Annotated in this window: 6 protein-coding genes; 2 read left to right on the top strand and 4 right to left on the bottom strand. The window is 69.2% G+C overall.

The window, feature by feature from the left end; genetic code table 11:
* Nucleotides 1-180 precede the first annotated feature (180 nt).
* The 4 genes from gltA to J2Y49_RS19400 all read right to left on the bottom strand — a co-directional run bounded on the left by gltA (nt 181) and on the right by J2Y49_RS19400 (nt 8,206).
* Nucleotides 181-1,512: a citrate synthase gene (gltA, locus tag J2Y49_RS19415; RefSeq protein WP_310116523.1), complete on the bottom strand. Its 1,332-nt coding sequence runs from the start codon at nt 1,510-1,512 to the stop codon at nt 181-183.
* Between the two features lie 514 nt (nt 1,513-2,026).
* On the bottom strand, nt 2,027-5,830 hold the full coding sequence (locus tag J2Y49_RS19410; RefSeq protein WP_310116522.1) for a response regulator: 3,804 nt from the start codon (nt 5,828-5,830) through the stop codon (nt 2,027-2,029).
* A complete protein-coding gene (locus tag J2Y49_RS19405; protein ID WP_310116521.1) occupies nt 5,827-7,281 on the bottom strand; it encodes a sigma-54 dependent transcriptional regulator in 1,455 nt (484 codons plus the stop codon). Before J2Y49_RS19405 ends, J2Y49_RS19410 begins: the two co-directional genes overlap by 4 nt.
* Nucleotides 7,282-7,435: 154 nt before the next feature.
* Complete coding sequence (locus tag J2Y49_RS19400) at nt 7,436-8,206, bottom strand: FCD domain-containing protein (protein WP_310116520.1); 771 nt, start codon at nt 8,204-8,206, stop codon at nt 7,436-7,438.
* Nucleotides 8,207-8,685: 479 nt separating this feature from the next.
* On the opposite strand from J2Y49_RS19400, the gene J2Y49_RS19395 reads away from it, so the two are divergent.
* Nucleotides 8,686-10,362 carry an L-lactate permease gene (locus tag J2Y49_RS19395; RefSeq protein ID WP_310116519.1) on the top strand — a complete coding sequence of 559 codons (1,677 nt, stop codon included), beginning with the start codon at nt 8,686-8,688 and terminating at the stop codon, nt 10,360-10,362.
* Nucleotides 10,363-10,397: 35 nt separating this feature from the next.
* On the top strand, nt 10,398-13,253 hold the full coding sequence (locus tag J2Y49_RS19390; protein WP_310116518.1) for an FAD-binding and (Fe-S)-binding domain-containing protein: 2,856 nt from the start codon (nt 10,398-10,400) through the stop codon (nt 13,251-13,253).
* Nucleotides 13,254-13,431 lie beyond the last annotated feature (178 nt).

Raw genomic sequence — 13,431 nt, 5'->3', positions numbered from 1 at the left:
GGGGGGGGGGGGGCGGGGCCCCCCCCCCCCCCCCCCCCCCCCCCCCCCCCGGGGGGTGGGGGGGGGGGGGGGGGGCCCGGCGCGGCGGGACCGTTGCATAAATTCCGAAGCGGGTCCCCCTCACCCTAACCCTCTCCCCGGGGGGGAGAGGGGATCTGAGAAGGGGGGTTTTCGATCCGATCAACGCTTGTCCAGCGGCACGAAGGGACGGGCGGCGTTGCCGGTGAAGAGTTGGCGGGGACGGCCGATCTTCTGGGCCGGATCCTCGATCATCTCCTTCCACTGGCTGATCCAGCCGACGGTGCGGGCCAGTGCGAACAGCACGGTGAACATGCTGGTCGGGAAGCCCATCGCCTTCAGGATGATGCCGGAATAGAAATCGACGTTCGGGTACAGCTTCTTCTCGATGAAGTACTCGTCCGACAGGGCGATCCTCTCCAGCTCCATGGCGATGGCCAGATGCGGCTCGTCATGGATGCCCAGGCGGTCGAGAACCTGATAGCAGGTCTCGCGCATGATCTTGGCACGCGGGTCATAGTTCTTGTAGACCCGGTGACCGAAGCCCATCAGGCGGAAGCTGTCGTTCTTGTCCTTGGCGCGGCGGACGAATTCGGGGATGCGATCGACCGAGCCGATCTCCTCCAGCATCTTCAGCACGGCCTCGTTGGCGCCACCATGGGCCGGACCCCACAGCGCGGCGATACCGGACGCGATGCAGGCGAACGGGTTGGCGTGGGACGAGCCGGCGAGGCGGACGGTGGAGGTCGAGGCGTTCTGCTCGTGGTCGGCATGCAGGATGAAGATCTTGTCCATCGCCTTGGACAGGACCGGATCGACCGTCCATTCCTCGCAAGGCGTGCCGAAGGTCATGTAGAGGAAGTTTTCCGCATAGGTCAGGTCGTTGCGCGGATACATGAACGGTTCGCCGACCGTGTATTTGTGGGCCATGGCGGCCATCGTCGGCATCTTGGCGATCAGGCGGTGCGCGGCGATCTTGCGCTGCACCGGATCGAAGATGTCGGTGGAATCGTGGTAGAAGGCCGACAGGGCGCCGACGACGCCGCACATGATCGCCATCGGGTGGGCGTCGCGGCGGAAGCCGCTGTAGAACTTGGTCAGCTGCTCGTGCACCATCGTGTGGTAGGTGATGGTGCGCTCGAAATCGGCCTTCTGCTGCGGGTTGGGCAGCTCGCCGTTCAGCAGCAGATGGCAAACCTCCAGGAAATCGCAGTTCTCGGCCAGATCGGCGATGGCATAGCCGCGGTGCAGCAGGACGCCCTCGTCGCCGTCGATGTAGGTGATGGCCGAATCGCAGGCGGCGGTGGAGGTGAAGCCCGGATCGTAGGTGAAATAGCCGGTCTCGGCATAGAGCTTGCGGATGTCGATCACGTGGGGACCGGTGGACCCGCCCAGCAGCGGCAGCTTCAGCGTCTTGCCGGTGGCGTCGTCGGTCAGCGTGACGGTGCCGACCTGGGTCACATCGCCGTGCGGCGTATGCTTGCTCGATTCCATGACCTTATCACACTCCTTGCTGGCCGGCCGGGCGGCGCCTGTCGGTCTCCGCTGCCGGACCTTGGTGGTTGGCCCGTTCTTCGCGCGCTTTGGCACCTCGCGGCGCCGCGCCGTCTTCTCCCGGTCTCCGAAGGATCGGTCAGGATCGGAACCCGCACCCGTCCACAGTCGTTGACTCCTCCGGAAGATAGCAGAGGACATCATGACCGACACGCCTCAAACGCGCATCCCCTCCGAAGGAATGCCCCACCCTGACAAATCCCAATCGGACAAACCCGCATCGGGCAAATCCGGTTCCGATACCCACGACCAGACCCCGGCGGGCGAACGCTCCCCGCGCGAGGACATGAGCAAGACGCCCGGCGACGGCACCCTGCAGGACGCCACCCCGGCCGGCCTGTCGTCGAAGGAACTGCGGGAACGGGCCGAAGACACCGACGGCTCGACCCAGCCCGGCACCGGCTGACGCCCTTCCGGCAGGCGGGATTCCGGCAGGCGGGATTCCGGGGGAGGCTCAGGCCGCCGGCCGCTCCACGCCGGTGCGCTCGCGCAAGGAACGCTCCAGACGGGCGGCCTCGCGCAGCAGCACCGGCAGAAGCTGGGCAGCCTGCGCCGTGTCGCCGTTGCGGCAGATCACCTCCATCCGCCAGGCGAGGTGCATGACCGCCATCCCGCCGAAACTGCCGGCGAGGCTGGACAGGTCGTGCGCCTCCCCGGCCAGCGCCCGCATGTCGAGGGCGCCGGCGGGGGCCGATCGCGCCATCGCCGAAAGCCTTTCGAGCCGGCGGGACACGTCGTCGAGGAAGCTGTCGACGATCAGGGCGAGATTGTCGGCACCCACCGTCTCGACCAGATCGGCCAGCACCGCTTCGTCCAGAACCTCGCCGCCATCGCCGTCGACGCTGCCATTGCCGCTGACATTTCCGCCGTCGACACCGCCATCCGCCGCCGCATGAGCGCCCCCGGCCCCCGCCATCCAGCGGTCCAGCGCCGCCAGCAGTCCGGCGCGGCTGATCGGCTTGGTCAGGTAATCGCTCATGCCCGCGCGCAGGCACAACTCGCGCGTGCCCGGCATGGCGTCCGCGGTCAGGGCGATGATCGGCAGGCCGGCGAGCCGCCCGCCGCGGGCGCGGATCGCCTGCGCGGCCTCCAGCCCGTCCATGCCCGGCATCTGCACGTCCATCAGCACCAGATCGATGCCGCCGCGGCAGGCCGCCGCCACCGCCTGTTCCCCATCCTCCGCCACCTCGACCGTGTAGCCCAGCTTGCGCAGCAGGGTGGTCGCGAACAGCTGGTTGGTGCGGTTGTCCTCCGCCAGCAGGATGCTGCCGCTGCGCGCCGGCTCCTCGCTGCGGTCGGCAGGCTGTCCTTTGGCGGCCTGCCTGTCCGCCGAAGGAGGCGGTACAGCCGCCTGGAACAAGCCGGTCAGGCAGCAGGCCAGCGCACTCTGGCGCAGCGGGCGGTTGAGGATGGCTTGGGCCAGCCCTTGGACCGGTCCGCAGTCGGCCCGCGCCGCCGGTCCCAGCCCGGCGATCAGCACGCGTCTGGTGCCGCCCAGCATCGGATTGCCGGCGATGGCCGCTAGCAGGGCGTCGCCGCCCATGCCGGGCATCGTCTGGTCCACCAGCACCACGTCGAAGAGCCGGCCGCCGGCCGCCGCGCGGGTCAGCGCCTCCAGCGCATCGGGGCCATTGTCCACCGTCGTCGGCCGGGCGCCCAGGCTGTCGAGCATCGCCGCCAGCACGCGGCGGTTCACCGCCAGATCGTCCACCACCAGGGCGCGGCGCCCGGCCAGCGGCTGTTCGGCCGGCTGCGGCGCCTCGTCGAGCAGGGCCAGCGGCAGATCGACCAGAAAGCGGCTGCCGGCGCCCAGGCTGCTTTCCACAGCGATGCTGCCGCCCATCAGTTCCGACAGTTGGCGGCAGATCGCCAGCCCCAGCCCGGTTCCGCCGAACTTCCGGGTGATCGACCCGTCCACCTGCTGGAACTTGTTGAACAGGGTGGGCAACGCGTCCGCCGGAATGCCGATGCCGGTGTCGGTCACCGTGATGCGTAGCACCAGATGCGCCTCGGTGGCGTCGAGCGCCTCCAACTCCACGGCGACGGACCCCTGGTCGGTGAACTTCACCGCGTTGCCGACCAGATTGACCAGAATCTGCCGGATGCGCGTCGGGTCGCCCAACAGGGTGCGGCGCAGGAACGGGTCGATGTAGAAGCCGATCTCGATCCCCTTCTCGTGGGCGCGGGGGGTCAGCAGTTCCACCACCCCCTCCACCAGATCGGCGGGGTCGAAGGGCAGCGTCTCGATGGTGACGCGGCCGGCCTCCAGCTTGGAGATGTCGAGGATGTCGTTGATGATGGTTAGCAGCGCATTGGAGGAACTGCGGATGGCCTGGGCGAACTGGTGCTGCTCCGCCGTCAGGGGCGTGTCGAACAGCAGTTCCGTCATGCCCATGATGCCGTTCATCGGCGTGCGGATTTCGTGGCTCATCGCCGCCAGGAATTCGGATTTCGCCTGGGTCGCCGCCTCGGCGCGGGCGCGCAGGGCGTCGGCCTCCTCGCGGGCGGCGTCCAGACCTTCGGCCAGCGCGCACATGTCGGCCGCCTGCCGCTGCAACTCCGCCTCGAAGCGCTTGCGTTCGGTGATGTCGGTGCGGGTGCACACCAGAGCCCCGCTGCTGGTCCGGTTCTCCGCCACCAGGATCCAGCGGCCGTCGGGAAGTTCCCGCTCGAAAGGCGGGCCGGGATTGCGGTGCTGGGCCAGCTCCGCCTGGATCCACGCCTCGTTGTTCGGGCCGTCCGGGTTGGCCGCGAATTCGCCGTTGGCGATCGCCGCGCGCAGGATCTCCTCGAAGGGGCGGCCGGGCGACAGCAGCGGGGCGGTCAGCGGATGCGCCTCCCGGTAGCGCTGGTTGCACAGGATCAGCCGGTCGTCGGAATCGAAATAGGCCAGACCTTCCGGCACCGCTTCGATGGCGTCGTCCAGTGTCTGCTTGGCGAGCCGGAGTTCCTCCTCCGTCATCTTGTCGCGCGTGATGTCGGTATGGGCGCCGACCATGCGCACCACCCGCCCCTCGGCATCGCGGATGTGGATGGCGCGGCTCAGGATGTAGACGGTGTGGCCCTGCTTGTGGCGGAAGCGCTGCACCGCCTCGAACTTCGGGATCAGGCCGGCATTGTAGGCCCGCACCATCTCCAGGGCGGCGATCCGGTCCTCCTCGAAGATCAGGCCCGCCCACATCTCCAGGCTGTTCGCCAGCTCGTCGTCGCGGTAGCCCAGCTGCTCCTTCCAGGTGGGGGAGAACCAGATCGCGCCGGTGTCCAGCGCCCAGTCCCAGATGCCGTCCCGCGTCGCCTGGACGGTGAGGTCCAGCAATTCGCGGTTCGACCGCAGTTCCGCCTCTTCCCGCTTGGCGTCGGTGTTGTCCTGGACCACGCCCAGCAGCCCGATCGGCCGGCCGGCCGGCCCCCATTCGGCCATGCCCCGGATGAAGACGTGGCGCAGCGTGCCGTCCGGACGGATGATCCGCGCCTCGACGGAGAACCCCTCGCCGGTCGCCCGCGCCCGTTCGACCAGCGGGACGATCTTCGGCAGATCGTCGGGATGATAGGCGCCGCGCGACATGTCGACGGTCGGCGGACCGTCCTGCGGGCTGAGGCCCATGATGCGGTAGACCTCGTCCGACCAGCGGCGGGTGTCGGTGACGAAGTCGATGTACCAGTGCCCGAACTGGCCGATCTCCTCGGCCAGGTTCAACAGCCGGGAGCGGTCACGCAATTCCGCTTCCGCCTGCTGGCGCCGCGTCACCTCGCGGCGAAGCTCCAGCTCGTCCACCACGAGCCGGGCGAGCTGGGTCAGGGTTTCCGCCTCCCGCGCGTCGAACCCGCCGCGGGGGGTATCGTCGATCACGCACAGGGTACCCAGCTTGTGGCCGTCCGCCACCAGCGGCGCACCGGCATAGAAGCGGATGTTGGGTTCCCCGGTGACCAGCGGATTGCCGGCGAAGCGCGGGTCCTTCGTCGCATCCGGCACCACCAGGACGCCGTCGTCGAGGATGGCATGGGCGCAGAAGGCGAGGTCGCGGTGCGTCTCCTCGACGTCCAGCCCGATGCGGCTCTTGAACCACTGGCGGTTCCGGTCGATCAGCGAGACCAGCGCGATGCGGGTGCCGAAGAAATGCTGGGCGAGCCGGGTGATGTTGTCGAAGCCGGACTCCGCCGGGGTGTCGAGGACGCAATAGGACTCCAGAACCGCCAGCCGCCGCTCCTCGTCCGGGGGCAGCGCCGCCGGAACCGCACCGGCCGCGTCCCCGCTCACGCGGCGTTCCCCTGGGCGGCGTTCCCCTGGGCGGCGGTCCCGTCGGCGGCACGGCCATCCGCGGCACGCCACTGCTGCAGCTTGCGGTAGATGGTGGACGGGCTGATCTCCAGCATCAGGGCGGCGCGCGGCACGTCGTCGCCGCTGAGCCGCAGGGCCTTGAGGATCATCTCCTTCTCCACCTGCCACAGCGGAACGACGGCGCCGTCCTCCTCCTGCCCGCCGTCCGCCGGGGCTCCGGCACCGGCCGCGGCGTCGGCGCCGATCCCGCCGGCCCCGGTCAGGGGCGGCAGCATCTCCAGCACCACATGCGGCCCGTCGTTCAGCACGACGACGTTGCGCAGCACGTTCTGGAGCTGCCGCACGTTGCCCGGCCAATCATGGGCGCGCAGCCGCGCCTCCACCTCCGGAGCGAAGGCCGCCAGGGACTTCCCCTCCTCCCGCGCATAATCGATCAGGAAGGAGCGGGCGATCTCGATCATGTCGTCGCCGCGGTCGCGCAGCGGCGGCAGGGCGAGCGGGATCACATGCAGCCGGTAATAGAGATCCTCGCGGAACCGGCCGGCCTGCACCTCGGCCAGCGGATCGCGGTTGGTGGCGGCGACGAATCGCACGTCCACCCGCTCCTCCCGCCCGCTGCCCACCGGACTGACGGTGCCGGTCTGGACGAAGCGCAGCAGCTTGCTCTGCAGTTCCACCGGCATTTCGCAGATTTCGTCCAGGAACAGCGTACCGCCGTCGGCCAGCAGCGCCGCACCCGGCCGGTCGCCCGCCGCCCCGGTGAAGGCGCCCTTCACATGGCCGAAGATCTCAGACTCCAGCAGTTCCTTCGGAATGGCGGCGCAGTTCAGCGCGATGAAGGCGCGGTCGCGCCGCGGGCTGGCGCGGTGGATGGCCTGGGCGGCCACCTCCTTGCCGGTCCCGCTCTCTCCCGTGATGAAGACGTTGGCGCGGCTGGCCGCCACGCTTTCGATGGTGCGGTAGACCGCCTGCATCTCGGGCGAACTGCCGATGAAGCCGTGGAAGCGCCCACGGTCGAGATCCTTGCGGTATCCCTCCACCATGCGCGCCAGCGTCCGCCGCTCCAGCGCGTTGCGCAGGGTCAGGTTCAGGCGGTCGGCATTGAAGGGCTTCACGATGAAGTCGAAGGCGCCCAGCTTCATCGCCTCCACCGCCAGATCGATGGAACCGTGGGCGGTGATGATGACCACCGACACGCTCGCGTCGCGGGCCTGCAGAGCCTGCAGAACCTCCAGCCCGTCCATGTCCGGCAGCTTCAGGTCCAGGATCACCGCGTCGGGCGGCGATGCGGCCGCGGCGTCCAGCGCCTCGCGCCCGCGGGTGCAATGCACGACCTCATGGGCGTCCGCACGCAGGAACTCGATATACAGCTTGGCGAGCGGGACCGTATCCTCGATCAGCAGGATGCGGTGCTTCTTGGGGGAGGACACGGGCGCGACACTCGGGCAGTCGGTGGGGCAGTCGGTGGCGGACGGAAATTCGTCCACAGTGTAACCCGGCAAAGCCCCTGCCGCCAGTCGGGGCGAGCCCTCCGGCATATGACCTTCGACGGATGCCTCTGCCTCGGCGGCTCCCGGCTCCCCCCTACGCCCCGCTGTCGATCAGGTCGGTCCGCCCGATTCGCCGCAGCGAGACCTGGACGCGGGCATTGTGTTCCCGGATCTCACGCAAGGTCTGCAGCGTGAACTCCACATGGGCGTCGGCCGCCGCGCTCGCAGCATCCGCGTCGCCGGCCAGCACCGCGTCGGCGATGGCCAGATGCTGCCGCAGCAGCAGTTCGCGCACCCCCGGCCGGGAATAGAGGTCGGCGCGGTTGTAGAACACGTCGTTGCGCAGCAGGTCGGACAGGGTCCGCATGATGTGCAGCATGACGACATTGTGCGCCGCCTCATAGATCGCCAGATGCAGGTCGGCGTCGGAATCCGCCTCCTCCGAGCTGTCGTCCTTGCCGTGGGCAGCCTGCATGCGGGCGACGATGGCGCGGATGCCGTCACGGTCGACGTCGGTCGCCCGCTGCGCCGCCAGTCCGGCCGCCGCCGCCTCGATGGAGCGGCGGAATTCCAGATAGTCGAAGGACGCGTCCGGCTTGTTGCGCATCAGCGTCATCAGCGGGTCGGCGATCTGCGACAGGAAGGTGGCGACATGGGTGCCGCCGCGCCCGGTGACCAGCAGGCCGCGCTCCTCCAGCTTGGCGATGGCATCGCGCAACGACGGGCGGGACACGTCCAGCTTCACCGCCAGCTCGCGTTCGGCCAGCAGCTTTTCCCCCGGACGGAGCGCGCCTTCCAGGATCAGCCGTTCCAGATGCTCGGCAATGGCGTCGGCCAGCTTGGCCGGTTTGATCGTCCCCTGCATTGGATCGGCGACCCCTCCCTGCACCTCTTGGCCCTCTTCAATACCGGTGGACGGAACATGCGTCCAGAGGGGCGGCTGTCCGACAGCGTCGCACCCCCCTACCAAAGTTGGTCGAGTGGCAAACGATTCAGCCATTGCACAGTCTGGTAAAATCTTTTATCCAACTTCCGCCGTATGGATAAGAGATGTCCACCGCGGTCCGTCTGGCAAGGGAGACTTCCCGAAGCGGCCGGGCTGGAAAGGGCATCCACACGTACCGGGACAGGACGGACCAACCCCGCCTTGGGGCGCATCCGCACCGCTGCCGCGCGCCGAAGGGCCGTGGCGGCGGTGAACGCCGCTGCATTGCCGATCGCCGGCCCTCCTCCGCGCCGCCATCCCGGCGCGGAAAGGCGGAGCCATGCCGACAAGCCGTGGAAAGCCGTCCCGGGACACCGTTCGGACCGACATCACGTCCCCCGAGAAGGAGGTCCCCGAGGATGAGCTGGTCGCAAGTCTACGACCCGATGAACAACATGTGGCTGTCGACGTTCTTCGCGGCGCTGCCGGTCCTGGTGATGCTGGGCGGTCTCGGCATCTTCCACATGAAGGCGCACCGCGCCGCCCTGCTGGGTCTGGCGGCGGCGCTGCTGGTGGCCGTCGCCGTGTTCGGCATGCCGATGGCGATGGCGGGAAAGACCGCGTTGCTGGGTGCGGCTTACGGCCTGCTGCCGATCGGCTGGATCGTCGTCAACATCATCTTCCTCTACCACCTGACCGAACAGCGCGGTCAGTTCAAGATCCTGCAGGAAAGCATCACCGGCATCACGAACGACCGCCGGCTCCAGCTTCTGCTGATCGCCTTCTGCTTCGGCGCCTTCTTCGAGGGCGCGGCGGGATTCGGCACGCCGGTCGCCGTGACCGGCGCAATGCTGATCGGCCTGGGCTTCACCCCGCTGGCGGCCTCGGGCCTGTCGCTGATCGCCAACACCGCCCCGGTCGCCTACGGCGCGCTGGGCACGCCGGTGCTGGCGCTGGCCGCGGTCACCGGCCTGCCGCTGCTGGATCTGTCGGCGATGATCGGCCGGCAGCTTCCCTTCTTCTCGGTGCTGGTGCCCTTCTGGCTGATCGTGGCCTTCGCCGGCTGGCGCGGCATGGTCCAGATCTGGCCGGCCATCCTGGTCGCCGGCGTGTCCTTCGCCGTTCCGCAGTTCCTGGTGTCCAACTACCACGGCCCCTGGCTGGTGGACGTCGCCGCCGCCATCGTGTCGCTGGTCTGCGTCACGCTGTTCCTGAAGGTGTGGCACCCGAAGGCCATCTGGCACACCGCCGGCGGGGCATCCGCCCTGACGCAGGGCGTCGGCGCCGCGGTGGTGCAGGGCGAGGCGCGCCGCAGCCACGGCTACAGCGCCGCGGAGGTCCGCCGCGCCTGGACGCCGTGGGCGATCCTCAGCGTCGTCGTCTTCCTGTGGGGCATCCCGGAGGTCAAGGCCTTCCTCGACGGCATCTCGATCTTCAAGTTCCCGATCGAGGGCCTGCACAACATGATCCTGCGTGTTCCCCCGGTGGTGCCCAAGGCCCATCCGGAGGCCGCAGTCTTCACCCTGAACTGGCTGTCGGCCACCGGCACCGGCATCTTCATCGCCGCCGTCATCTCCGGCTTCGTGATGGGCTACTCGCCGGCAGCGATGCTGAAGACCTACGGCCACACGCTGTACGCCATCCGCAACTCGCTGCTGACCATCTCCGCCATGCTGGCGCTGGGCTACACCACCCGCTACTCGGGGCTGGACACCACGCTGGGCCTCGCCTTCGCCAATTCCGGCTTCCTCTACCCGTTCTTCGGCACCTTCCTGGGCTGGCTGGGCGTGGCGCTGACCGGGTCGGACACGGCGTCCAACGTGCTGTTCGGCAGCCTGCAGAAGGTGTCGTCGGAACAGCTCGGCCTGCCGCCGACGCTGATGGCCGCCGCCAACAGCTCGGGCGGCGTGATGGGCAAGATGATCGACGCCCAGAGCATCGTCGTGGCCGCCGTCGCAACCAAGTGGCATGGTCATGAGGGCAAGATCCTGCGCTACGTCATCTGGCACTCGCTGGCGCTGACCGCGCTGGTCGGCCTGCTGGTGATGGCCCAGGCCTATCTGTGGCCCTTCACCGAAATGGTCATCGGCCGCTAAGGCGGCCTTTCCCCCACCGGCAGGAGCCGCCGCCGATGCTGCCTTCTCCTTACGACCATGTCCTGGCCGAGCTTCAGTCCGTCATCCCGCAGACCCGGCTGGTCACCGACCCGCTGCGCACGCTGGCCTACGGCACCGACGCAAGCTTCTACCGGCTGATCCCCAAGATCGTCGCGCTGGTGGAGACGGAGGAGGAGGTGGTGCGGCTGCTGCGCATCACCCGCGGCCACAAGGTGCCGGTGACCTTCCGCGCCGCCGGCACCAGCCTGTCGGGGCAGGCGGTCAGCGACAGCGTGCTGGTGGTGCTGGGCGACGGCTGGCGCGGCTGCACCATCGGTCCGGCTGCGGCCACGGTCACCCTGCAGCCCGGCGTGATCGGGGCGGAGGCGAACCGGCGCCTCGCCCCGCTGGGGCGGAAGATAGGCCCCGATCCGGCGTCCATCGCCACTGCCAAGATCGGCGGGATCGCCGCCAACAACGCCAGCGGCATGTGCTGCGGCACCGCACAGAACAGCTACCGCACGCTGGAGTCCATGCGGCTGGTGCTGGCCGACGGCACGGTGCTGGACACCGCCGACCCGGCCAGCCGCGGCAGTTTCCGCGACAGCCACGGCGCGCTGCTCGACCGGCTGGCGGATCTCGGCGACCGCACCCGCGCCGATACGGCGCTGGCGGCCCGCATCCGCGACAAGTTCCGCATCAAGAACACCACCGGCTACAGCCTGAACGCGCTGGTCGACTATGAGGATCCGGTCGACATCCTCCAGCACCTGATGATCGGGTCTGAGGGGACGCTGGGCTTCATCTCCGCCATCACGCTGCGCACGGTGCCGGAGCATCCGCACAAGGCCAGCGCCCTGCTGTTCTTCCCCGACATCGCCAAGGCCTGCAACGCCGTGTCGCTGCTGAAGGCGGCTCCGGTCGATGCGGCGGAGCTGATGGACCGCGCCTCGCTCCGCTCCATCCAGGACAAGCCGGGCATGCCGCCGCAGATCCGCGGCTTCGGTCCCGACGTGGCGGCTGTGCTGGTGGAAACCCGTGCGGAGAGTGCCGCGGCGCTGGAGGCCAACGTGGCGGCGATCGCCGCCGTCCTGGCCGACTGCGTCACCATCGGCGACACCCGCTTCACCACCGACGCCAAAGCCTGCGAGGGCTTCTGGAAGATCCGCAAGGGCTTGTTCCCTGCGGTCGGCGCCATCCGCCAGACCGGCACCACCGTCATCATCGAGGACGTCGCCTTCCCCCTGCCCCGGCTGGCCGAGGCGACCCGCGAATTGCAGGACCTGTTCGTCCGCCACGGCTATCACGAGGCGATCATCTTCGGCCACGCGCTGGAAGGGAACCTGCACTTCGTCTTCACCCAGGCCTTCGACACCCAGGCTGAGATCGACCGCTACCGCCGCTTCATGGACGATGTCGCCGTGCTGGTGGTGAACCGCTATGACGGCTCGCTGAAGGCGGAGCACGGCACCGGCCGCAACATGGCCCCCTTCGTCGAGATGGAATGGGGACCAGAGGCCTATGGCCTGATGAAGAAAATCAAGGACCTCTTCGACCCCGACGGGCTGCTGAACCCCGGCGTCATCCTGAACGGCGACCCCGAAGCCCATCTGAAGAACCTGAAACCGCTGCCCCCCGCCGACCCGCTGGTCGACACCTGCATCGAATGCGGCTTCTGCGAACCGACCTGCCCCTCCCACCGCCTCACCCTGTCGCCGCGCCAGCGCATCGTCGGCCGGCGCGAGATGGCGCGGCTGGCGGCTGCCGGCGATGACGCCCCCCGTCTGGCCGAGATCGCCGCCGCCTACGACTACCAGGGCATCGATACCTGCGCCGCCTGCGGCCTCTGCGCCACCGCCTGCCCGGTGGGGATCGAGACCGGGCTGCTGATCAAATCCATGCGCGGGGAGCGGCGCGGTGGGATGGCCCGCAAGGCCGGGGCTCTCGTCGCCGATCATATGGAAGGCACGCTGGGCCTCGCCCGCGCCGGGCTGCGGCTGGCCGACCTCGCCCGCCGCACGGTTGGGCATGGCGCCACCCAGGCAGCGGCCCGCGTCCTGACCGGCGGCAGCCTGCCGGCCTTGCCGCGCAGCATGCCGACCGCCGCTACCTTTACCGCACACCCGGACATCCCCAGCGACGACCTGCCGACGGTGGTCTACGCCCCCAGTTGCGTCAGCCGGACCATGGGCCACGCCGCCGGCGATCCGCAGCAGCGCCCGCTTCCCCAGGTCGTCGAATCGGTGATGCGCAAGGCCGGCTTCCGCATCCTCTATCCGGAGGAGGCGGACGGCCAGTGCTGCGGCATGCCGCTGGAAAGCAAGGGCCTGATCGAGGCCGCCGACGCCAAGGCCGACGCCATGCTGGCCGCGCTGTCCAAGGCAAGCCGGGGTGGCCGTTACCCGGTGGTGATGGACACCAGCCCCTGCGCGCTCCGCCTGAAGAAGCGGTTGACCGACGCGGGCTTGCGCATCCTCGACGTGGCGGAGTTCCTCAGCGAGTTCGCCCTGCCCCGCCTGGACATCGCCAGGACGCCGGAACCGGTGATGCTGCACCTGACCTGCTCCACCCGCCGCATGGGCCTGGACGGCGCGCTGACCGCCGTGGCGAAGGCCTGTGCCGAGGCGGTGGTGGTGCCGCCCGACGTCGGCTGCTGCGGCTTCGCCGGCGACAAGGGCTTCACCACGCCGGAACTGAACGCCCACGCGCTGCGCCACCTGCCGGCGTCGGTGCCCGAGGGCTGCGCATCGGGCTATTCCACCAGCCGCACCTGCGAGATCGGCCTGTCCGACAAGGCGGGCGTGCCCTACCGCTCCATCGTCTATCTGGTCGACGCCTGCGCGACGGCGAAGGTGGAAGAGAGGGCGCGGGTGGCGGAGGCGGCGTTCTAGGGGGACACTTTCCCCCACCTAACCTCCCCCGCTCTCAGCGGACCTACGGTCCGCCTGCCGCGTCAGCACAAAGCGAAGCTATGTGCGAGAGCTGGGCGGGGGAGGGACTGCCGCTTAAGCGCCGACAAAGCTCCTGTCCCCCTCCCCCGCCCAGCGGGGGAGGGTCGGGGTGGGGGCA

It is taken from the genome of Azospirillum sp. BE72 (assembly GCF_031455875.1).
GTDB lineage: Bacteria > Pseudomonadota > Alphaproteobacteria > Azospirillales > Azospirillaceae > Azospirillum.
The sequence above is the reverse complement of the archived record's forward strand: the minus strand, read 5'-3'. Positions and strand labels throughout refer to the sequence as shown.